22 protein-coding genes are annotated in these 21003 nt (G+C 47.1%); 14 read left to right on the top strand and 8 right to left on the bottom strand.

The window, feature by feature from the left end; all coding sequences use genetic code 11:
* Nucleotides 1-2: 2 nt before the first annotated feature.
* The 7 genes from LEUMU_RS0112685 to lnt all read left to right on the top strand — a co-directional run bounded on the left by LEUMU_RS0112685 (nt 3) and on the right by lnt (nt 6572).
* On the top strand, nt 3-674 hold the full coding sequence (locus LEUMU_RS0112685) for an NADH:ubiquinone reductase (Na(+)-transporting) subunit D (protein ID WP_022952662.1): 672 nt from the start codon (nt 3-5) through the stop codon (nt 672-674).
* On the top strand, nt 674-1270 hold the full coding sequence (gene nqrE, locus LEUMU_RS0112680; protein ID WP_022952661.1) for an NADH:ubiquinone reductase (Na(+)-transporting) subunit E: 597 nt from the start codon (nt 674-676) through the stop codon (nt 1268-1270). The genes LEUMU_RS0112685 and nqrE overlap by 1 nt, the downstream gene beginning before the upstream one ends.
* 12 nt (nt 1271-1282) lie before the next feature.
* Entirely contained in the window at nt 1283-2506 is a 1224-nt protein-coding gene (gene nqrF / locus LEUMU_RS0112675) for an NADH:ubiquinone reductase (Na(+)-transporting) subunit F (protein WP_022952660.1), read from the top strand.
* 277 nt (nt 2507-2783) lie between these two features.
* Nucleotides 2784-3677, top strand: coding sequence for a PhoH family protein (locus tag LEUMU_RS0112670; protein ID WP_084708205.1), 894 nt, complete (start codon nt 2784-2786; stop codon nt 3675-3677).
* Between the two features lie 3 nt (nt 3678-3680).
* Nucleotides 3681-4160: an rRNA maturation RNase YbeY gene (ybeY, locus tag LEUMU_RS0112665; protein WP_022952658.1), complete on the top strand. Its 480-nt coding sequence runs from the start codon at nt 3681-3683 to the stop codon at nt 4158-4160.
* A complete protein-coding gene (locus LEUMU_RS0112660) occupies nt 4141-4983 on the top strand; it encodes a CorC family transporter (protein ID WP_022952657.1) in 843 nt (280 codons plus the stop codon). Before ybeY ends, LEUMU_RS0112660 begins: the two co-directional genes overlap by 20 nt.
* An 11-nt stretch (nt 4984-4994) precedes the next feature.
* The gene (gene lnt, locus LEUMU_RS0112655; protein ID WP_022952656.1) at nt 4995-6572 is read left to right on the top strand and encodes an apolipoprotein N-acyltransferase; all 1578 of its coding nucleotides are present in this window, start codon (nt 4995-4997) and stop codon (nt 6570-6572) included.
* A gap of 18 nt (nt 6573-6590) precedes the next feature.
* On the opposite strand, the gene prmB is transcribed toward lnt, so the two are convergent.
* Nucleotides 6591-7493 carry a 50S ribosomal protein L3 N(5)-glutamine methyltransferase gene (gene prmB, locus LEUMU_RS0112650; protein ID WP_022952655.1) on the bottom strand — a complete coding sequence of 301 codons (903 nt, stop codon included), beginning with the start codon at nt 7491-7493 and terminating at the stop codon, nt 6591-6593.
* 82 nt (nt 7494-7575) lie between these two features.
* On the opposite strand from prmB, the gene asd reads away from it, so the two are divergent.
* Nucleotides 7576-8421 carry an archaetidylserine decarboxylase gene (gene asd / locus LEUMU_RS0112645; protein ID WP_022952654.1) on the top strand — a complete coding sequence of 282 codons (846 nt, stop codon included), beginning with the start codon at nt 7576-7578 and terminating at the stop codon, nt 8419-8421.
* 3 nt (nt 8422-8424) lie between these two features.
* Here asd and LEUMU_RS0112640 read toward each other — a convergent pair whose 3' ends face one another.
* The 6 genes from LEUMU_RS0112640 to LEUMU_RS0112615 form a co-directional block, all read right to left on the bottom strand.
* Nucleotides 8425-9471 (bottom strand): HD-GYP domain-containing protein, encoded by a 1047-nt coding sequence (locus tag LEUMU_RS0112640; RefSeq protein ID WP_022952653.1) that lies wholly within the window; start codon nt 9469-9471, stop codon nt 8425-8427.
* 6 nt (nt 9472-9477) lie between these two features.
* Nucleotides 9478-10008 carry a Rab family GTPase gene (locus LEUMU_RS25935; protein ID WP_022952652.1) on the bottom strand — a complete coding sequence of 177 codons (531 nt, stop codon included), beginning with the start codon at nt 10006-10008 and terminating at the stop codon, nt 9478-9480.
* Nucleotides 10009-10041: 33 nt separating this feature from the next.
* Nucleotides 10042-11436: a hypothetical protein gene (locus LEUMU_RS25930; protein ID WP_157474331.1), complete on the bottom strand. Its 1395-nt coding sequence runs from the start codon at nt 11434-11436 to the stop codon at nt 10042-10044.
* Between the two features lie 11 nt (nt 11437-11447).
* The gene (locus tag LEUMU_RS0112625) at nt 11448-12014 is read right to left on the bottom strand and encodes a hypothetical protein (RefSeq protein WP_022952650.1); all 567 of its coding nucleotides are present in this window, start codon (nt 12012-12014) and stop codon (nt 11448-11450) included.
* A 240-nt stretch (nt 12015-12254) separates the two neighbouring features.
* On the bottom strand, nt 12255-13187 hold the full coding sequence (ylqF, locus tag LEUMU_RS0112620) for a ribosome biogenesis GTPase YlqF (RefSeq protein ID WP_022952649.1): 933 nt from the start codon (nt 13185-13187) through the stop codon (nt 12255-12257).
* Nucleotides 13188-13189: 2 nt separating this feature from the next.
* Entirely contained in the window at nt 13190-14032 is an 843-nt protein-coding gene (locus tag LEUMU_RS0112615; protein WP_022952648.1) for a CvfB family protein, read from the bottom strand.
* Between the two features lie 185 nt (nt 14033-14217).
* Here LEUMU_RS0112615 and trhO point away from each other — a divergent pair, with 185 nt between their 5' ends.
* The 5 genes from trhO to LEUMU_RS0112590 all read left to right on the top strand — a co-directional run bounded on the left by trhO (nt 14218) and on the right by LEUMU_RS0112590 (nt 17839).
* A complete protein-coding gene (trhO, locus tag LEUMU_RS0112610; RefSeq protein ID WP_022952647.1) occupies nt 14218-15213 on the top strand; it encodes an oxygen-dependent tRNA uridine(34) hydroxylase TrhO in 996 nt (331 codons plus the stop codon).
* A gap of 87 nt (nt 15214-15300) precedes the next feature.
* Nucleotides 15301-16041, top strand: coding sequence for a TerC family protein (locus LEUMU_RS0112605; protein WP_022952646.1), 741 nt, complete (start codon nt 15301-15303; stop codon nt 16039-16041).
* Between the two features lie 103 nt (nt 16042-16144).
* A complete protein-coding gene (locus LEUMU_RS0112600; RefSeq protein WP_022952645.1) occupies nt 16145-16642 on the top strand; it encodes a GNAT family N-acetyltransferase in 498 nt (165 codons plus the stop codon).
* A gap of 49 nt (nt 16643-16691) precedes the next feature.
* Entirely contained in the window at nt 16692-17213 is a 522-nt protein-coding gene (locus tag LEUMU_RS0112595; protein WP_022952644.1) for a hypothetical protein, read from the top strand.
* Between the two features lie 80 nt (nt 17214-17293).
* Entirely contained in the window at nt 17294-17839 is a 546-nt protein-coding gene (locus LEUMU_RS0112590; protein WP_022952643.1) for a DUF937 domain-containing protein, read from the top strand.
* A 64-nt stretch (nt 17840-17903) separates the two neighbouring features.
* Here the strand turns inward: LEUMU_RS0112590 and LEUMU_RS0112585 are convergent, their stop codons facing one another.
* The gene (locus LEUMU_RS0112585) at nt 17904-19982 is read right to left on the bottom strand and encodes a S9 family peptidase (RefSeq protein WP_022952642.1); all 2079 of its coding nucleotides are present in this window, start codon (nt 19980-19982) and stop codon (nt 17904-17906) included.
* A gap of 160 nt (nt 19983-20142) precedes the next feature.
* Between LEUMU_RS0112585 and pssA the strand changes: the two genes are divergently transcribed.
* Nucleotides 20143-20961 carry a CDP-diacylglycerol--serine O-phosphatidyltransferase gene (gene pssA / locus LEUMU_RS25925; RefSeq protein ID WP_022952641.1) on the top strand — a complete coding sequence of 273 codons (819 nt, stop codon included), beginning with the start codon at nt 20143-20145 and terminating at the stop codon, nt 20959-20961.
* Nucleotides 20962-21003 lie beyond the last annotated feature (42 nt).

Genomic DNA, 21003 nt, shown 5'->3' with positions numbered 1-21003 from the left:
TCATGAGCCCTGAAGCAAAAAATAATTTACTTGGTCCTTTGATCGGTAATAACCCGATCACCTTACAGATCCTTGGTATCTGTTCGGCGCTGGCGGTTACTACGTCAATGAAGACCGCCTTGTTGATGGCGATGGCATTAACACTGGTTACGGCATTTTCAAATGCTTCGATCAGTGCGATCCGTAATCACATCCCCGGTAGTATTCGTATTATCGTGCAGATGACGATCATCGCATCGTTGGTAATCGTGGTTGATCAGCTACTGAAGGCCTTTGCCTATGATACGGCGAAACAGCTGTCGGTATTCGTTGGTTTGATTATCACTAACTGTATCGTTATGGGGCGTGCTGAAGCCTATGCCATGAAGAACCCGGTCGGCTTAAGCTTCCTGGATGGTATTGGTAACGGTTTGGGCTATAGCTTAGTACTGGTTGTGGTTGCCTTCTTCCGTGAGTTGTTTGGTTCCGGATCATTGTTGGGTTACAAAATCATGCCGCTGACTACTGATGGTGGTTGGTATCAATCAAACGGTTTGTTGCTGTTGCCGCCGAGTGCGTTCTTCATCATCGGCTTGTTGATTTGGGCAATCCGTACTTGGCAGCCTGAGCAAAATGAAGCGCCAGACTTTAAAATTCATGAGTCCCATGCGCACAGCACAGGGGAGGCACACTAATGGAAGCTTATTTAAGTTTATTTGTTAAAGCGGTATTCGTAGAAAACTTAGCGTTATCGTTCTTCCTTGGAATGTGTACCTTTCTGGCACTTTCTAAGAAGATTGAAACGGCGATTGGTTTGGGTATCGCGGTTGCAGTTGTACAAGCAATCACCGTTCCGGTTAACAACCTGATCCTGAACGTTTTCCTAAAGGAAAATGCCTTATTGCAAGGTATTGACCTGACGTTCTTGGGTTTGATCAGTTATATCGGTGTTATCGCCGCCATGGTACAGATTCTGGAAATGATTCTGGATAAGTACCTGCCGTCTTTATATAACGCGTTGGGTGTATTCCTGCCGTTGATTACGGTTAACTGCGCGATTCTTGGTGGATCGCTGTTCATGGTTGAGCGTGATTACACGTTTGGCGAGAGTGCGGTTTACGGTATCTCTAGTGGACTGGGTTGGGCGTTAGCGATCGTTGCCTTGGCGGGTGTGCGTGAGAAGCTCAAGTACAGCGATGTACCTAAAGGTCTGCAAGGTCTGGGTATTACTTTTATTACGGTCGGTCTGATGTCTATGGGTTTCATGGCATTCTCCGGCGTACAACTGTAAGGGACAGCAATCATGGCACTCGAAATTATCTTGGGTATTCTGCTGTTTACCCTAATTGTAATATCACTGGTTTACGTCATTCTGTTTGCTCGTTCAAAGTTAGTGCCAGACGGTGACGTTACACTGCGCATTAACGGCGAGAAAGAGATCAAAGTACCGGTTGGTGGAAAGCTACTTGGTACCTTATCTGAGAATGGCTTGTTCGTTGCTTCTGCCTGTGGTGGTGGTGGTACTTGCGCGCAATGTCGTGTACAGATTCATGATGGTGGCGGATCATTGCTACCGGTTGAAGAAGCACACATTAACCGTAAGCAAGCTGCTCACGGCGACCGTCTGGCTTGTCAGGTAACGGTTAAGCAAGACATGGAAATCGAAGTTCCTGAAGAAGTGTTCGGTGTTAAAAAGTGGACTTGTAAAGTTCGCTCAAATAACAACGTAGCAACCTTCATCAAGGAATTAGTACTGGAACTGCCAACGGGAGAGAATGTTGACTTCCGCGCGGGTGGTTATATTCAGATCGAATCTCCAGCCTATGACTTGTCATACAAAGAGTTTGATATTGAAGAGCAGTACCGCGGTGACTGGGACAAGTTCAAGATCTGGGATTATGAGTCACATGTGAAAGAGCCTGCATTGCGTGCTTACTCCATGGCGAACTATCCTGAAGAGCGCGGCATTATCATGCTGAACGTTCGTATCGCGACTCCGCCTCCGGGAAGCACGGATATTCCGGCTGGTATCATGTCGTCTTACATCTTCAACCTGAAAGAAGGTGATGAAGTTGTGATCTCTGGTCCATTCGGTGAATTCTTCGCGAAAGAAACCGATGCTGAGATGGTGTTTGTGGGTGGTGGTGCTGGTATGGCGCCAATGCGTTCACACATCTTCGATCAGTTAGGTCGTTTGGCTAGTAAGCGTAAGATCAGCTTCTGGTACGGTGCACGTAGTTTACGTGAAGCGTTCTATGTTGAAGAGTTTGACAAGTTGGCTGCTGAGCATGAAAACTTCACTTGGCATCTTGGCTTATCCGACCCACAACCTGAAGATAACTGGACGGGTTACACGGGCTTTATTCATGATATTTTGTACAAGAACTATCTGAATACCCATGAAGCTCCAGAAGATTGTGAGTTCTACATGTGTGGTCCACCGATGATGAATGCGGCGGTTATCGACATGCTGGATGATCTTGGCGTTGAAGAAGATAACATTATGTTGGATGATTTCGGGGGCTAAACCCGGTCTGATCCACTTAACGTGATCTAAGCAAAGGCACTAACTGTTAACGCGGTTGGTGCCTTTGTTGGTTTAAGGCATCTGAAAGTGGGTTTATCAGGTAAAATAAACGAATAGACTATTCCCATTATGACGCGCTTTCTATTATGCTTAAGCGACACAATAGTTGATATTTACCCTAACGGAGTAACCTTACTGTTTGAAAAATTCAAATAATGATACTGCAGAGCTGCATTCAGTTTCTGTGGATTTAGAGCCGGCAGATAGTGCCCGACTAATGAATCTTTGTGGTCAGCTTGACCAGCACCTCCGCCAGCTAGAATCTGGCCTGGATGTCGGGATTAGTAATCGCGGACCTGCATTTACGGTGAGCGGTTTACCTGCCAACGTTAATCGTGCGGTTGACCTTATCCAGCACCTGTATCAACTGACCATGAGTGAAGAGCTTAGCCCTGAGGCTATTCACCTTCACCTTCATGAGTCTACTGGCGAAGATCGCAGTAAATCGCCCGGCCTATCCAGCATTCGTACCAAGAAAGGTGTGATTAAAGGTCGCGGACCGAATCAGAATCGCTATATCCATGCGGTACAAACCCACGATTTGAGCTTTGGTATTGGTCCTGCGGGAACCGGTAAAACCTATCTGGCGGTTGCCTGTGCGGTTGAAGCGTTGGAGCGCGATGAAGTTCGCCGGATTATCTTAGTGCGCCCCGCGGTTGAGGCAGGTGAAAAGCTTGGTTTCTTACCGGGTGACTTGTCGCAAAAAGTCGATCCGTATCTGCGCCCTATGTATGACGCTTTGTTTGAAATGATGGGCTTTGAGAAGGTGAATAAACTCATCGAGAAGCAGGTTATTGAGGTTGCGCCGCTAGCCTACATGCGTGGACGTACTTTGAATGACTCTTTTATTATTATGGATGAGGCGCAAAACACCACTGTTGAACAAATGAAGATGTTCCTGACGCGCTTGGGCTTTGGCTCGACGGCAGTAGTAACCGGCGACATCACGCAAATCGATTTACCGAAGCATCAAACATCCGGATTAAAGCACGTTGCCAATATTCTGCAGGGCGTTGAAGGGGTTGAGTTTTGCTTCTTTGAGTCCAAAGATGTTGTGCGTCATGCTTTGGTACAGCGCATTGTAGAAGCCTACGATGAGTTTGGGAGCTGATAGATGTTACAGCTTGAAATTCAAAACCCTGATCAGGTGGAGCTGCCTGATCTTGAATGGCTGACACAATGTGCCGCTAGCGCCTATCAGGGGGAGTTTGATACTCCTTCTGCGGTGCTGCGTGTTGTGGGTGCAGAAGAAGGGCGGTCGTTGAATAACAGCTACCGTGAGAAAGATTACGCGACCAATATCCTGTCATTTCCCAGCGACTTTTCTGATCTGCCTCCAGAGGTTTTAGATGAAGAAGATGCGGCGTATTTGGGTGACTTGGTTGTGTGCGCTGAGGTGGTTGAAAAAGAAGCCTTAGAGCAAAAAAAGACCAAAGACCAGCATTGGGCTCACCTTCTCATTCATGGTGTGTTGCATTTGCAGGGGTATGATCATATTACTGAAGACGAAGCGGCTGTAATGGAAGCGATTGAAATCAAACTACTTGGAGAGTTGGGAATTCCCGATCCATACAATGAAACACAAGAAGGTTAAAATAAAGCCACCGTCGTGGTTAAAGAATTGGCTGTTAAGAAATGTTGATTTATCGGCAAAAGACACCGATGAGCTAGTATCACGACTACGAATTGCACAACAAAAAAATATTATTGCACCCAACTCTTTGAGTATGTTGGAAGGGGTGTTGCAGGTTGATAACTTGCAGGTGAGGGATATTATGATTCCTCGCGCTAATATTCAGTTTGTTTACCACGATGATAGCTTTCACAGTATTTTAAATCGGGTATTAGAGTCCGGTCACTCGCGTTATCCTGTGTTGGATAAGGACCTTGATGATGTCGAAGGAGTGTTGCTGGCAAAGGACCTTCTTAAATATGTGGGTCGCGAGCAAGAGTTTGATATCGATGATATTCTGCGCCCGGCTATTGTGGTGCCAGAGAGTCAAAAACTGGAGACCTTGTTGGCTCATTTTCGTCGTAGCCGCAATCACATGGCTGTGGTGGTGGATGAGTATTCCGGCACTTCTGGCCTCGTCACTATCGAAGATGTGTTGGAGCAAATCGTTGGAGAGATCGACGATGAGCATGATCATATCGATGATAAATTAGATATCCGTCAACACGGTAACGGGCGTTTCACCGTACTGGCGGGCACTGAGGTTGAGGTATTCAACCATTATTTTAAAACGGCACTACCAGATGGTACATTCGATACTATCGGTGGGGTTATCACCAATGAATTCGGTAAAATACCCAAGCAGGATGAAAGCTTAGTGATTGGGAATATCACATTTAGGGTGTTGCGAAGTGATAGTCGCAGAATTCAGCTGTTAGAGGTGCAAACCGCTAAAGCCGCTTAAGGAATTGATTAATGCAGTCTGATTTTAAAAGGCGCAACTACCTTTATTCATTAATTGCCGGTGCCTGTATGGTGCCGGCTTTCGCGCCATTGAATATTTTTCCTCTTGCCTTCCTCTCGCTTGCCGCATTGTTTTATCTGGTGTCTCTGTCTACCCGACGACTGCATTCGGTCATGCTTGGTTGGTGCTTTGGTGTCGGTTTATTCGGTGTGGGTGCCTCTTGGGTTTATCAAAGCATGCACAGCTTTGCCCAAGCGCCTGCCGTATTAGCGGGTTTTTTAACGCTGGCATTTGTTATGGTGCTAGCGCTGCAAATCGCCTTGTTCGGTTGGATTATTTCTTTCTTCACTAGAAGCTTGCTGATTTTCCGGTTGATATTGGTGTATCCCGCAGCGTGGGTGCTGGTTGAGTGGTTCCGGGGCTGGTTCCTGACAGGTTTCCCATGGCTGTATCTAGGCCATACCCAAAGTGATACCTGGCTTGCGTACCTAGCACCGATTGGTGGCACTTTGCTGGTTAGTTGGGTTGGTGCATTAGTCGCAGCGGGCTTGGTGGCATTAACTAACTCACCTCTGATAGAGCGTTATCATCAAGTGGGCTTGCCTGCGGCTAATTATGTGAGAACTTCAGAGCCAATGGCGCACTGGAATCGTATCGTCGGTGTGTTGTTTCTTGCAGCACTGGGAGGCGTTTCTTGGTATGCCTCGACCTTGCAGTGGACTACCGCTACGGATAAGCGCATTACCGTCAGCTTATTACAGGGAAATATTGCTCAAGATCAAAAATGGCTTCCAGAGATGCGCGCCCCTTCCGTTGAGCGCTATATGGATATGACGCGTGCAAGCTGGGATAGCGATCTGATTATCTGGCCGGAAACCGCGATTCCGGGCATGTTTACTCAGTTTAATGACTTAGTGATGGCACCGATGCAGAGCGAAGCCTTAGCTAATAACAGTCGCTTAGTATTGGGCGGCTTCTTACAAAATGAGAAGGGTCAGTTTGAGAACAGTGTGATCGTGTTAGGTGATAACACCGAGTACCCTGATAGCTACTCTAAGCGCCATTTAGTCCCGCTTGGTGAGTACATTCCCTTATTGAAGTATTTGCGCTGGTTAGAGCGTTGGATGGATATTCCTTACGATAATTTGACTCGCGGTACCGAAGATGGTTTGTTGGATATTAATGGGCTAAAAGCGCAAGTCAGTATTTGCTATGAAGATGCCTTTGGCGAGGAGATTATTCAGGACTTACCGGAAGCGGATTTCCTATTGAATGTCACCAACGACGGCTGGTTTAGCAATTCACTGCAGCCCTATCAGCATATGCAGATTGCTCGTATGCGCGCTTTGGAGACAGGGCGTTATTTACTGCGAGCAACCAATACTGGCGTCTCTGGCATTGTGAACCCACAAGGCGAGATTGTTGAAACGGTCGCACCTTATACACAAGGTGTAGTCACCGGCGAAATCGTTGCTTATGCCGGCAGTACACCTTATGTGCGCTTTGGAAACTATCCTGTAGTGGTCGGCGTTTTCAGTATCTTATTACTGATGTTGCTACTTGTACGCTTCAACCGTCGTATCGGATAATTTGCTGGGCTGGGGCGCTTAGAAAAAGCGTTCCAGCTGTTCTTTAGTTAGCAAAAACACGCCATCACCACCACGTTCAAATTCCAACCATTGAAACGGCACTTCAGGGAATGCGGCTTGCAAGGCATATTGGCTGTTACCCACTTCCACCACCAAAATCCCATTTTCATTTAAGTGTTTCGCGGCATCAGTCAGAATATGGCGAGTCAGATCTAAGCCGTCGTGCCCTGAGCTTAAACCGAGTTCTGGCTCATGTTTAAATTCAGCACTCAATGCATCCATATCTTCAGCATCCACATACGGTGGGTTGCTCACGATAATGTCATAGGTCTTACCATCAAGTGCTCGCAAACCATCAGAGGCGATTGCTGCCACTCTGTTGGCGGCATCATGGCGTTCAATATTAATATTGGCGACTTCCAAGGCATCCTCAGAAATATCCACTAGATCAACATCGGCATTTGGGAATGCATAGGCGCACGCAATACCAATACAACCACTGCCAGTACATAGGTCAAGAATGTTAACCACTTCTTCCGGATCTACCCAAGGCTCAAACTGGGTTTCAACCAATTCTGCAATTGGAGAGCGGGGCACCAGTACGCGCTCATCCACAAAGAATGGGATGCCTGCAAACCAGCCTTCCTGCGTGATGTAAGCCGCTGGTAAACGCTCATCAATACGACGCGTCAGCATGTTGTATAAGTGTTGTTTTTCAGGTGAGGTCAGCATGCCGTCCCAGTAAACAGCTGGCGTGTCGGTCGGTAGGTGAAGGCCTCTCAGTACAAGATAAACGGCTTCATCGATAGCGCCTGGCAGGCCATGACCGAAATCGAGTTGTGCTTCGCCAAATCGGCTCGCCGCCCAACGAATGACGTCTTTTGCCGTGTTCAATTGCTGAAATTCTTCAAAAGGGTGCATGTGCTGTTTTCCTGATTCTGAATCGCGTATCATCGCTTAATTTACGCTTTCTGAATAGTCAGATAGGTTAATAAGGGCAAAAATGAACGCTTCACTGTTTGATTATATTAAATCCGGATCTTTGTACGCTTTGCCACACCACGCTATTTCAAGAGTGGTTTATAAGCTGACGCGTATTAAGTCGCCACTAGTTACGCCTGCGATTAAGCTTTTTAGCAAAGCCTTCAAAGTTGATTTAAACGAGGCTGTATTTACTGACCCAGCGCACTATAAAACTTTCAATGAGTTTTTCACCCGAGCGATTAACCCAGAGTTGCGGCCAATTGCCGATAGCGCATTGGTGAGTCCGGTGGATGGCACAGTAAGTCAGTCAGGCAGAATCAAAGCAGGTCGCATCTTTCAAGCGAAAGGGCAGGACTATACGGTTCGTGAATTGCTGGCTTGTGATGGTGCAACCGCTGAAGTGTTTGATGAAGGCCAGTTCGCAACCATCTACTTATCACCTCGTGATTACCACCGTATGCACATGCCATTAAAAGGTGAGTTGCTGGAGCAAGTCCATGTTCCGGGGCGCTTATTTAGTGTGGCGCCACATACCGTTAAAACAGTCTCCCGTATTTTTGCCCGCAATGAGCGAGTCATCGCACGCTTCCAAACGGAGTATGGCCAGATGATTATGGTGCTGGTAGGCGCAATTAATGTGGCTGCGATTGAAACGGTGTGGGATGGTTTGGTAACGCCACCGAAAGGTAAGCAGGTTGGTCGCAAGCAATATGATGCGGGTCAGGTTGTACTGGAGAAGGGCGAGGAAATGGGGCGCTTTAATATGGGGTCAACCGTGGTCTTGCTAATGGAGTCTTCCGACCCGGCATTATCTGAAGCCTTAAAAGAAGGCCTGACACTTAGAATGGGTCAGGCCATCTCTTAAGTTTTAGGCTTTTACGGGTTCGACATGGGTCATACGGATGCTATTCAAGGTAGGCAGGTTCGCCAAAAATACTTTGAATAGTTCCGGATCAAAATGCTTGCCGACCATTTGTGACATGAGTTTAAGCGCACTTTGTTCGCTAGAGGCTTCTTTATAAACCCGCTTGTGTACTAATGCATCATACACATCCACAATGGTTACAATGCGTGCAGATTCTGGGATGTCTTTGCCTGCTAAGCCGCGTGGATAGCCAGTGCCATCCCAGCGCTCATGATGGCAAAGAGCAATATCAGACGCCATTTTCAGCAGCGGAATATCGGTGCCGCTGAGCATATCTGCGCCAATCGCCGCATGGGTTTTCATGATCTCAAATTCTTGCTCGTCCAGCTTGCCAGGCTTCAGCAAAATCCGATCAGGAATACCAATCTTACCGATGTCATGCATGGGTGCTGCGATACGGATATCAGCCGTTTCAGAAGGGTCCCAATCTAAGGACTTGGCCATCACTTCGGCATATAAACCAATGCGTCGGACATGAGAGGCTGTCTCATGATCGCGGTGACCCGCAGCGGTGAGCAGGGTCATGGCAATCGCTTCTTCACGCGAGCGAATTTCCTTGGTTTGAGCCTCAACTTCAGCTTGCAGACTTTCCTGCGTTAATGAGTGATCGCGGAAGCTTTGCAGGCGGACCACTTCGTTATAATACTCTTCACCCAAATCCTGAATAATTAGCAAGCACTGGTCATTTTGCCACATTACAGTAGCTTCTAATGGAATCTCTTCGCCACTCGGGCTGAACTCAATCCAAGCGCCTGAGCGTTGAGGCGTGTTCACTTTAGATGCCCAAAACTCTTCCGCTTCCTCCATAAAACAATCAAGGAAGGGGAATGTGCCACTTAAATTTAGTGGTTGGTTGATCCCTGGTTGGGGGCCACAGAAGTGCTCAAGCCATTTCGGCGCATCCGTTAATAGATTAAACGTGCGCTCGCTCTGCCGTTCTAGTACGGCGATATTCATTGACTGGTAAACTTTTGACAGTATCTGGCTCATGGAATCTTAGTTCCCTGCTGCTTTGGTTGTATTGGCTGATGTTGATCCCAGCATTTGGTGCGACAGTTGTTCGAAAATGTCTTCAACACCTTCGCCTGTCTTTGCGCTGCTATTGATAACGGTAACGCCTTCTTGGCGTAGCTTTTCTACTGCCTCGCGGTCAATTAGCCATTTGTCAGTCAGGTCTGATTTATTAAGTGCCAGAATAAATGGCACGTCACCCGTAAATTCGCGGGTCTCTTTATGCATATTGATTGCAATATCCAGAGAATGAGGGCGAGTCACATCAGCCACAATAATGTAGCCGGAGACGCCTCTTAAGTAAGACGTCTTTACTCGGGTAAGCTCATCTTGACCAGCGAGATCCCAAATCATCAGTGTGAGATCTTGATCATCAACGGTTAACTGCTTTTTGTCTATTTTTACGCCAACTGTCGTATGGTATTTATCGCTGAATAAACTATCAACGTACCGAACGATCAGGCTGGTTTTGCCAACGGCAAACGCTCCTAATAAACAGATTTTTTTTTGTATCACGGAGTCCGTCCTGTGTTTATCTTCTCTATCATTTTATGAGCCGCTAATAGCACGTAATTGATTGATATTAATTATATTTATGCCTGCAAGCATTGGAGCTTTTTGTTTAAACTCCGCAATCCATTGTGTTGTTGCAGATCCTTGAACGGTCAGTATGCCGTTTTGTAATGTTAAATTCACGCTGTTTGGGATAAGCAGTGCCTGATTCAACCGTTTTAGAACAATATCTGACTCAAGTGACAGATACGGTTTAAAGGCGAGTTGAAGAGCTTCATCGCTCAAGGCACTTTTGGCAACGAGATCCGCAGGTTTCATCGCAAGGGGGTCAGCCAAGCCATACAAATGGTATTCGCCATCTTGCTTGACTGCTTGGGTGAGTATTAGCCCTGGCTCGCTTTGGATGCTGTGCTGTAATGCTTCCCAGTTCGCTTGCTTGTTGCTGCTATAATAAACACCATAAGCTAACGCTAGCATTAACAATGGTAGGAAAACCCATAATAACCGCATCGTTAGTTTAGTGTTTTTAGCTGCTTTGCTCTTCTTTTGCTCAGCTTCTGGGGTGTCGCGTTTTTGAGTTTTCAGGCAGCGCGTCAGTGTAGGGCGTAGATGTTCAAATTGCGCCGGGTCGCCATCGTACTGCTTAAGTTTCTGCTTAAGTTTCTGGTTTTCTTGCTGGTGAATTTCTTCAATGGTTTCACTGAGTGTCTCTTGCAGGCCTTGTGGAACAGGGCCGCGCACAACAGCTGCGAGTACTGCGGAGGGGCCGTGCTCAATGAGTACTGTCAGGTCTCCCAGTCTTAGCGAATCAAGGCCGCTATTTTGCTCGACTGAAAAGGAGTCACTGATAAAGTCCTGAATCGCCGTCAGCATGCCAGACACCATGTCGGGATCTTTACTGATAGCGGTCTCAGCCACCAGATGCTGGAGAAGTAATCCGGTATCTTTGTGGATGAGGAAGACTTGCTCAACCTGATACACCAGATTTTTCATCAACATCACTTCGGCGTAACTGCGGCCGGTGCGCCATGCATCGAAGCGCCAACGCCATGCCTTCGGAGAGACGCTTTGCTCAAGCAACTCGTTGAAGGTGTTGAGCATTTGGCTCATGGTGCTGTTGATTGATTTTCGAATGGCTGGACCCATCACCGGGTACAAGGCATCCGCAATCGGCTTTGGATCTTCTGAGACGGAATCAAGCAGTGCGCCAGTAATCAGAGGATTGAGGACTTTCTGTAAGCTGCCATCTTGCTTCGCTCTCAACTGCAATGCCTGAGAAATAGCTGGGGACAGGTGCTCAGAAAGTCGCTCAGGATTCTCCAGCATCTGCTTATGCTTGAGCAATTCCTTATACTCTGGCCCTAGCAACAAAAGCCGCAGGGTTTCAAGTTCAGTCTCTGAAAGACTAGCTGTAGACGGTTGAGAGTTCATCAACAAAGCCGTTATGCCTTGGGTTCGTCCAATAATTGCTCTGCCACGCCGCGCAACATTTTAGCCAGATCACCACGATCGGTTTTGTCCGACTTGAGTTCTTTAGAAGCACGTTCCAGTTTTTCTGAAACTTCCTGATGCCAGCTGCGCGCTTGCTGATCGAGTTTGTTGGTTTCTTGTAGAATTGATTCGCGAAGGGCTTTTTCAGCATCCGTATGCTTCTGATCAATCTTAGCAACTGAGTCGCTAAGTTGTGATAACTGCTCATTGCCATCGTTAGTATCAGATTTGCGCTCTTCGCGCTCTTCGCCAAGTAAATCACGAAGTTTGTAGAGCTCATCGTATAAGCGCTCAAACTGTGAAGTAGATGACTGGCGTAAGGCATCAATTGATTCACGAAGCTCGTGTTGTAAGTGTTGGCGCTTTTGCTCGACTTCGCGAACTTGCTCGCCAAATAAAATATCGCGGATAGTCGCTAAACTGCTCGCTTCATCGGGGATGGTTAATGAGTCTTCAAGTGCTTGCTGGGCTGGGCTCAAAGCAGACTTTTCTTGATGATCTTTGATGATTTTTGTCATTTTAAACTACCGTTCAGTTATTGGCTGCACAGTTAAATTATTGTTGGGGACAAGAATTTATGCGCTATTTTATAATTATATTAGAGCTTGATTATTCTGTGATGGGGTATGTCACCATTCAGAAGATACCACCGTTTGTCGGTGTTAATGAAGCAATAGTTCACAAGCGTGTTGGTCTAATATTAACCTTATTAGAATGAACAGCTTATGAACTTTGCTTTTGAGGAGAGAGGGAAGAGACTAACGGTTACGTTTTTTCTTGAAGCCTTGCTTGCGGGCTTCATCTTTTAGGCGCTTGGCTTCACGGGCAACTAATACTTCTTCTTGCTCGCGCTCGACGCGTTCAGGGTCTTCCATGGTAATACGGCCTAATACACCGCTACGCAATTCTGAAATCAGGATATTACTGGCTTTTTCAAGCAGTACATCGCCACCCGAACGTAAGCATCCCCGGAATCGGCCAATGGCTTCGATTAACTCCAGATCGTTTGCCGGCAAGCTTTCCAGTTGATAGCGCTCAATCAGGCGCTCAGGATAAGCTTCTAACAAATACTCAGCAGTCGCAAAGGCAACTTCAGTGTTATCGGTCGCCGTCTCTTTAATGGCCCCGGTTGCTGCCAGACGATAGCCGCTGTTTTCATGTTCAATCTTGGGCCACATCATGCCCGGTGTATCGATTAGCGTAATACCATAGTCCAGCTTGATCCGTTGCTGGTTTTTGGTAACAGCAGGTTCGTTACCGGTTTTGGCGATTGTGCGACCTGCCAAGGCATTAATTAGCGTGGATTTTCCAACGTTGGGAATACCAATAATCATCGCCTGAACATTGCGGTACTCATCGTCCAAGCCGGTCGCAGGCACTAGCTTATGGCAGAGATCAGTAATCTGGCGCAGACTATCGTGAGTAGTCACATCGGTGGCCAAGGTGCGAATATTACGCTGCTTTTCTAAGTACTCTTGCCAAACCAAAGTCATCTCAGGATCAGCCAAGTCACTTTTATTGAGTAATTTGATGCAGGGCTTATGACCACGCAATTGCGCAATCATTGGGTTTTGACTACTAAACGGAATACGTGCGTCTAGTACTTCAATCAGAACATCGACCGACGGTAAGGTTTCGCGCACAGCTTTGGCGGCTTTGTGCATATGACCGGGGAACCATTGAATTTGCATGCTTAGGTGGCCTCGTTCAAGCTAATTTCTTCAGCAGTAATCAGGATTTTTTTCTGCTTATACAAGCGGCCTAGTGCGCGTTTGTAATTGGCTTTACTCACACCAAAGCTGCGATAAATCGCTTCTGGTGGGCTTTTATCCGTTAATTGCGAGGTTCCGCCATTATTGCTTAAGTGGCGCAAAATGGTTTCGGAAAGGGTATCAACAACCGTTTCTTTGCCAGGATCAATACGCAAATCAATTTTGCCATCGGGGCGAATGGTTTTTACATAGCCACTTAGCTCAGTACCCGGACGTAGCTCGCGGAAGGTTTCATTGGCGAAAATAAGGCCAATGTAATCGCTATTAATGACGGCTTTATAGCCCAAGTCCGTATGGCCACTCACTAGCAAGTCGACCTTTTGTCCGACGCTGATGTGCTCATCCGCTTCTTCATCCAAATAGTCCTGCAGTCGTGATGAGGCGATAATGCGATTGGTGGCATCATCTAACGCGACAACAACGACATAGGAACGTCCGACAACCATCGGGCGGTCTTGCTCATTGAACGGAACCAGTAAGTCTTTAGGCAAGCCCCAGTCTAAAAATGCGCCGACTGGGGTGACTGAAACCACTTTCAGAAACGCGCACTCATCCACCATCACTTTAGGTGTTTCAGTGGTGGCAATCAGACGGTCTTCAGAGTCCAGATAGATGAAAACGTCTAGCCAGTCCTGCACACGCGTGCCTTCTGGTATGTAGCGTTTTGGCAGTAAAATTTCACCGGCTTCACCGCCGTCTAGGTAAAGGCCAAAAGAGACTTCTTTGTATACTTGTAATGTATTGATGCGCCCGATTTCCAGCATCGCTTAATCCTGTAATGTAATTCGCGCAGGGTTCCCTGCAAGCGCGTCATTCTACCGTTGATTGGGCTCATCCACCATTAAATTCATAGGCTTAGCACGGAACAGGGTGATTTTCCTGACATTATTTGTATAATGCGCCTTTTTAATGCTTCGGATTTACGATTCGAACCGCACAGGAAATTGTTATGCCTCAAACTGTTGTATGCGCGTTGTATAAATTTGCAACGCTGGAAAAATTCGAAGACCTGCGTCAGCCATTATTGGATGTAATGCTGGACAATGCCGTAACCGGTACCTTGCTGCTGGCACAAGAAGGAATCAACGGAACCATTGCCGGTAGTCGTGAAGGCATTGATGCCGTTTTAAACTGGCTACGCCAAGACCCACGATTGGCAGAGTTGGATAGCAAAGAGTCGCTTTCTGATGTGATGCCGTTTAAGCGCACCAAGGTCAAACTCAAAAAAGAGATTGTCACCATGGGTGTGGAGGGGATTGATCCTCGACGCGTGGTCGGCACCTATGTTGATCCTAAAGACTGGAATGCGCTGATTAGTGACCCCGATGTATTGCTGATTGATACCCGCAATGATTATGAATATCAGGTGGGTACTTTCAAGGATGCAATTAATCCTAAGACAGATAGTTTCCGCGAATTCCCAGCGTATATCGCTGATCATGTGTTACCAAAGAAACCTAAAAAAGTGGCCATGTTTTGCACCGGCGGTATTCGCTGTGAAAAATCCACGGCTTACTTAAAAGAGCAGGGCATCGACGAGGTGTATCACCTGAAAGGCGGCATTCTAAAATATCTGGAAAATGTCGATGAGGCAGAAAGCTTGTGGGAAGGCGAGTGCTTCGTGTTTGATGATCGGGTGACGGTCAACCATCAGCTGGAGCGCGGTGGTTATGACCAATGCCATGCTTGCCGCTTGCCCATTACCGATGAAGACAAAGCCAATGAAAAGTATATTCCAGGCGTGAGTTGTCCTGCCTGTTTCGATAAAGTCACTGATGATAAAAAAGCGCGTTTTGCCGAGCGTGAAAAGCAAATTCAGCTGGCGAATCAGCGTGGCGAAGCGCATATTGGTGGCGCGGTTGCTGAGCGCATTGAGATTAATAAGGCACGTAAACAGGCTGCCCGTGTGCGCCAGCAACTCAATAACAAGAAGGCGAGTTCTTAAGAATTCGCTATCGCCAAGACTGAAGGTGACTTTGGTCTTGGCGAATGATCCATAACGAAGAATCTCGAATAATAAGCAGGAGTTACAATGTTTGAATGGATCGCCAGCCCGGAGGCATGGGTTGCTCTGGCAACGTTAACCGCACTGGAAATTGTGCTGGGTATCGATAACATTATTTTCATTTCGATTTTGGTGGCGCGTCTGCCGGATGAACAACGCGACCGAGCCCGCCGCTTGGGTATTATGCTGGCGATGTTCACGCGCTTAGCCTTGTTGTTCTCTATTTCTTGGGTCATGGGGCTTACTGATCCTTGGTTTAGTGTCTTCGGGCAGGAGATCTCCGGACGGGATCTTATTCTGATTCTGGGTGGACTATTCCTGTTGGCCAAGTCGACGCATGAAATCCACAACAGCATTGAAGGTGCTGAAGAAGAGCAAACCGCTTCCGGTAAAGCCAATGGCTTTATGATGGTGCTAATTCAGATTGCGATTCTGGATATTGTGTTCTCACTGGATTCGGTTATTACGGCTGTTGGTTTGGTTGATCATGTGTCGATCATGGCAATTGCGATTGTTATTGCCGTCGGCATTATGCTGTTGGCATCTAAGTCGATTGGTGAATTTGTAGATGCACATCCCACTATCAAAATTCTGGCTTTATCGTTCCTGATCGTAGTTGGGCTGACCTTGTTGTTGGAAGGTTTAGATGTTCATGTACCAAAAGGTTACATCTACTTTGCGATGCTGTTCTCGCTGAGTGTGGAAGCACTGAATATTCGTATGCGTAAGCGCAGTGAGCCGCTGAAGTTGCATAAAAAATATGAATGATGCTTAATCGATGAGTGCATCGAACCTTTTGCGGGTTGGATGCACTCAGAGATAACAAGACCTGTTAAGCAGGCTTTCTTATTTTGCAGTGGGGAGCGTAAGCGTGGTTAATCCATCATCCATTGAGTTCAGACTAGCTGATATTGAGCATGATCAGGACAGTTGCATTGCCTTTCGTCGGGATTCTTTCCTGATTAATTATGGCGCCGAAAAGTCATTTGAGTCCGTTATGGGCGAGGGCGGCGCAGACTACCTTGAACGACTCAAAACCTTTCAGAAAACCTATCCCTACGGCGTTATTCATGTCTGGGAAGGCTCGCAGATTGTCGGGCAGATTGAGTTTCATGTAGAAACCTTATTCACCGATAAAACCTTCATTCCTTTGTTTTATCTTATCCGTGAAAAGCGTGGTAGTGGTATCGGCTCTAAAATGCACGATTACTTGGTGCATACCTTGCGCGAATTGGGCTGTAATGGCGCCAGAATTCCGGTGAGTTCGACCAATGAACGGGGTGTCGCATTCTATAAAAAACACGGCTGGCGCTATACAAAGCCGGACCTCAGTAACTCCAATGTCGACATCTATCAACTGAACTTCTGAATGCCTCTGGACTCAAAAGAGTACAACCATAAAACAGAGTGTCCATATAATGAACATTAAAAAACTTCCAGCGAAGATGATAGCAATTATTGCCCTGTCCAGCGTGTTTCTGGTCGCATGTGACGATACACGAGTCAGGGTTTCTGCCAGTAGTAACAACTACCATAGCGGCCATCACTATCTAAGTCACACGCCTCATAATCACCGCGTACGTTACGATTCAGCGCTGGGCTTATATGCCCTAATCGGCTTGTCGAATGTGTACTGGGATAATGGAAACTACTACCGTTACCACAACAACGGTTGGCAGTATTCGCGTGATTACCGTCGCTGGTCGGGGGCTAATCAGCGTAATGTGCCAAATCGTTTGTACAAGCGTTACTACCGTCCACCTGTCTATGACCGTAGTCGGGTAAGAATTTCCCCGAATGACGTTCGAGTGCATAATCACGGCAATGATAATCGTGTCCGTAACAACGACAGTAATAACCGTGTGAGTATTGGTGGTGGTCGAGATAATCGTCGAGGCCGCGATAATCGCAACTGCCGCATTAATTACAACTGCTACTAAGTTAGTATAATATTATCGTAGGAACATCGCCGGTCACATAGGCTGGTGATGCATAAGAAAACTGTTAAGGAGATGGAAATTTGAACGTTACAGATTTGCTACTAGGCGGCCAAAATAATGATGCAGTAAGCGCATTGGCGCGTCAGTTTGGTGTGAGTGAAGCGCAAGCGCGTGATGCAGTTGCGTCTTTAGCGCCATCATTAACCCGTGGTATGAAGCACCACACTCAAGACAGTGCTGGCCTTGATAGTTTGATCAATGCATTAGGCACGGGTAATCACGCTAAATACATTGATGACCCAGGTGTGCTGGGTCGTGAAGAAACAACTAAAGATGGTAACTCAATATTAGGCCATATCTTTGGTAGCAAAGATGTTAGCCGCAATGTGGCGACCAATGCTGCTCAGGAAACCGGTTTAGGTGCGAGCTTATTAAAGAAGATGTTGCCAGTTGTCGCGACGATGGTAATGGGCTCTTTAGGTAAGCAAATTTTCGGTGGTAGTTCTGCGCCGGCAGCGACTCAAAAAGCATCTCCCGGAATTTTAGGCAGCTTGCTGGATTCTGACGGTGATGGTTCCATCATTGATGATGTATTAGGAATGGCGTTTAAAGCGGCTTTTCGTTAAGTTTTAGTTCTAGCCGTATGACAAATTCGGGCAGGGTGTTTCGCACCACTGCCCGAATTGCTTTTTAGCCTTCGATTCTCGCGTCCGCGATTCCCAGCTGATCCAGCAAAAAGGCATAATCAAATGCCAGATCCTTTAAGTAAGCATAGCGTCCGGATGAAGCAAAATGACCGGCTCCCATGTGCATGTGTAGCAGCAGTGGATTGGTATCCGTTTTAGTGGCGCGTAATTTAGCCACCCATTTCGCCGGCTCCCAATATTGAACCCGTGGATCATTTAAGCCCGCTGTAACTAATATAGTGGGGTAGTCTTGCGCTACGACATTGTCATAGGGCGAGTAGGAGAGCATGTAGTGGTAATAAGTCTCGTCCTTAGGGTTTCCCCATTCTTCAAACTCACCTGTAGTCAGTGGAATCGATTCATCCAGCATGGTATTGACCACATCCACAAATGGTACGCCCGCTAAGGCGACGCTGAATAATTCTGGCGCTTGGTTTAGCACCGCACCCATTAGCAAGCCACCGGCACTACGGCCTTCAATCGATAATTTTTTCGGCTGCGTGTAACCTTCGCTAATCAGGTGCTTGGCGCAGCTAATAAAATCAGAGAATGAATTCTGTTTATTCAGAAACTTGCCATCTTCATACCAACTACGACCATGAATTTCTTCGCCGCGAATGTGTGCAATGGCGAAAACCATGCCACGATCCAGTAAACAAAGGCGAGTGGGCGAGAAGGTAGGCTCCACTGTAATGCCGTAAGAACCATAGCCATATAAATGACAGAACGTCGCTTGCTGCTTCCATGCATCCTTGTGATACACCAATGAAATCGGAATGCGGGTGCCATCGTCTGCCGTGGCATAAATGCGCTCGGTGGTGTAATGCTCTGGCGTGTAATTGGGGACTTCTTTTTGCTTCATCAGCACCCGTTTGCGGCTCGCCATATCGTAATCGAAAACCGATAGCGGCGTGACTAATGAGGTATAAACAAGGCGTAGCGTGCTGGTATTAAACTCAGGGTTTGCACCAAATCCAACGGTATATACTGACTCTGGAAAGCTGATTAAATGACTGCTTTGGTCACTTAGCTGGATCACATTCAGTTGATGCAAGCCGTTAGCGCGTTCATTGCATACTAGAAACTCATCAAACAATTCAATGTCTTCTAATTGCACGTCGTCGCGATGAGCAATCAATGTTGTCCAATATGCCTTATCTGGGGTGGCAGCTGGGCAGGTCATCAGCTTTTGCTGAGTGGCGCCATCGGCATTGGTGACAATGTAGAATTGATCACGATGATGTTCGACGGAGTAACGCATGCCGGTTTCGCGGGCCTGAACTAATCTTGCTGGCTGATCAATATTGGCTGTCGGGATAAAGTGATATTCGCTGGTTTCAATGCTATCGGTGCCGATAAACAGGTATTGCTCATCTTTACTGAGTTGCGAAGAAACGCCAAACAGCACATCTGGCTCATGAAAAATTAGAACGTCATCTGCTTGAGGGGTCGCGAGATAGTGGCGGTAGAGCTTATCGCTACGTTTAGTCTCTTCTTCTTCGACCGTGTAAAACAGCGTGTTGCTATCGCCCCAGCTAATATTGCCAGAGCAGTTTTCCAGAGTATCGGGCAGTAATTTATCGTTGGCTAAGTCTTTGACGTGCACGGTGTAGGTTTCTGCACCCGTCGTATCGGTGGCGTAGGCTAGCCATTGGTGATCGGGGCTAATTTCTAATGCGCCCAGCTCAAAGTAATCATGGCCACCAGATTCTGCTAACTCATTTTCATCCAATAACAATTCTTCGACGGCATCAGGCGCGATTGGTTTGCGGTAATGTGCCCAATATTGCTGGCCGGCATTGATGCGGTGATAGTAGTAATAGTTGCCAACTTTAACCGGTGTTGAGTCATCATTTTCTTCAACATGGCTGAGCATTTCTTCATACAGTGAAGTCTGTAGCGCAGTCGTGTGTTGCATGCAATGCTGGGTGTACTGATTTTCAGCATCCAGATACGCGATTACATCGGGATTTGATTTCTCTCGTAACCAAGCATAGTCATCCTCGCGCTGATGGCCGTGGATTTCCGTGGTCACCGCTTGACGCTTGGCTACCGGCGCTTGCATTGCATTGTTTGTATCCATGTATGAACTCAGTGTTTGCGGTTAAGGTGATTACTATTTGATCGGCAAGGGGGAGCTACTATACCGGAGCAGGCAGGCAAAAAGAACCATTGCCACAAACCCGACAAATCCTCATTGAAGTGATTTTTTTTTAGCAGCAATTGTGCTAATAATAGCGCCCATGAATACTGAAAAGTCTGCACCGCCTAAAGGTGTCTATATATTACCGAACTTAATTACAACCGCGGCTCTGTTCAGCGGTTTTTATGCCATTGTGGCAGCGATGAATGGCCGCTTCGAAGTGGCTGCCGTGGCTGTGTTTGTGGCAATGGTGCTGGATGGCGCGGACGGTCGCGTTGCACGCTGGACCAATACGCAGTCTGACTTCGGGGCACAGTACGATAGCCTGTCTGATTTAGTCTCTTTTGGTGTAGCACCTGCGGTGGTGATTTACCAATGGGCACTGGTTCACATGGCGGTTGAGTCAGCCGCTTGGGGCAAACTGGGTTGGATGGCGGCTTTCATCTATGTTGCGTGTGCAGCCTTACGTTTAGCGCGATTTAATGTGCAGATCGAAGAGGTGGATAAGCGCTACTTTGTGGGTTTACCAAGTCCTGCTTCTGCCGCAATTATGGTCGGTATGGTCTGGTTCTTTGATGACTTGGATGTAACCGGGCGCTCGGTACAAATCCCTGCATTAATTCTAACTATTAGTGCGGGCTTGCTGATGGTGAGCAATGTGCTCTATACCAGTTTTAAAGATTTTGATTACCGCAGCAAAGTGCCTTATCTGGCAATTTTAGCGGTGGTACTGGCCTTTGCTTTGGCAGCGATTGACCCACCGAAAGTCCTGTTTGCCGCATTCTTGGTTTATGCCTTATCCGGCCCAGTGTATTGGGTGCTTAGAAAGCTTGGTTATGTGAAAACCATTCCCACGATCAGCCTGACGCTGGACGATGACGAGGATGACACGCCGGCTAAATCTGGCGACAAGCACTAACAATAAATAATATTAATTGCCGTGCCAATGAGCGCGGCAATG

The organism is Leucothrix mucor DSM 2157 (genome assembly GCF_000419525.1).
GTDB classification, from domain to species: Bacteria; Pseudomonadota; Gammaproteobacteria; order Thiotrichales; family Thiotrichaceae; genus Leucothrix; species Leucothrix mucor.
Note: the sequence above shows the minus strand (reverse complement) of the source record. Positions and strands in the feature narration are given on the sequence as shown.

What these genes read in the sequence shown, in the direction of transcription:
- LEUMU_RS0112685 (WP_022952662.1), top strand. Translation starts at nt 3, where the DNA reads ATGAGCCCTGAAGCAAAAAATAATTTACTTGGTCCTTTGATCGGTAAT.
- nqrE (WP_022952661.1), top strand. Translation starts at nt 674, where the DNA reads ATGGAAGCTTATTTAAGTTTATTTGTTAAAGCGGTATTCGTAGAAAAC.
- nqrF (WP_022952660.1), top strand. Translation starts at nt 1,283, where the DNA reads ATGGCACTCGAAATTATCTTGGGTATTCTGCTGTTTACCCTAATTGTA.
- LEUMU_RS0112670 (WP_084708205.1), top strand. Translation starts at nt 2,784, where the DNA reads ATGAATCTTTGTGGTCAGCTTGACCAGCACCTCCGCCAGCTAGAATCT.
- ybeY (WP_022952658.1), top strand. Translation starts at nt 3,681, where the DNA reads ATGTTACAGCTTGAAATTCAAAACCCTGATCAGGTGGAGCTGCCTGAT.
- LEUMU_RS0112660 (WP_022952657.1), top strand. Translation starts at nt 4,141, where the DNA reads ATGAAACACAAGAAGGTTAAAATAAAGCCACCGTCGTGGTTAAAGAAT.
- lnt (WP_022952656.1), top strand. Translation starts at nt 4,995, where the DNA reads ATGCAGTCTGATTTTAAAAGGCGCAACTACCTTTATTCATTAATTGCC.
- prmB (WP_022952655.1), bottom strand. Translation starts at nt 7,493, where the DNA reads ATGCACCCTTTTGAAGAATTTCAGCAATTGAACACGGCAAAAGACGTC.
- asd (WP_022952654.1), top strand. Translation starts at nt 7,576, where the DNA reads ATGAACGCTTCACTGTTTGATTATATTAAATCCGGATCTTTGTACGCT.
- LEUMU_RS0112640 (WP_022952653.1), bottom strand. Translation starts at nt 9,471, where the DNA reads ATGAGCCAGATACTGTCAAAAGTTTACCAGTCAATGAATATCGCCGTA.
- LEUMU_RS25930 (WP_157474331.1), bottom strand. Translation starts at nt 11,436, where the DNA reads ATGAACTCTCAACCGTCTACAGCTAGTCTTTCAGAGACTGAACTTGAA.
- LEUMU_RS0112625 (WP_022952650.1), bottom strand. Translation starts at nt 12,014, where the DNA reads ATGACAAAAATCATCAAAGATCATCAAGAAAAGTCTGCTTTGAGCCCA.
- ylqF (WP_022952649.1), bottom strand. Translation starts at nt 13,187, where the DNA reads ATGCAAATTCAATGGTTCCCCGGTCATATGCACAAAGCCGCCAAAGCT.
- LEUMU_RS0112615 (WP_022952648.1), bottom strand. Translation starts at nt 14,032, where the DNA reads ATGCTGGAAATCGGGCGCATCAATACATTACAAGTATACAAAGAAGTC.
- trhO (WP_022952647.1), top strand. Translation starts at nt 14,218, where the DNA reads ATGCCTCAAACTGTTGTATGCGCGTTGTATAAATTTGCAACGCTGGAA.
- LEUMU_RS0112605 (WP_022952646.1), top strand. Translation starts at nt 15,301, where the DNA reads ATGTTTGAATGGATCGCCAGCCCGGAGGCATGGGTTGCTCTGGCAACG.
- LEUMU_RS0112595 (WP_022952644.1), top strand. Translation starts at nt 16,692, where the DNA reads ATGAACATTAAAAAACTTCCAGCGAAGATGATAGCAATTATTGCCCTG.
- LEUMU_RS0112585 (WP_022952642.1), bottom strand. Translation starts at nt 19,982, where the DNA reads ATGGATACAAACAATGCAATGCAAGCGCCGGTAGCCAAGCGTCAAGCG.
- pssA (WP_022952641.1), top strand. Translation starts at nt 20,143, where the DNA reads ATGAATACTGAAAAGTCTGCACCGCCTAAAGGTGTCTATATATTACCG.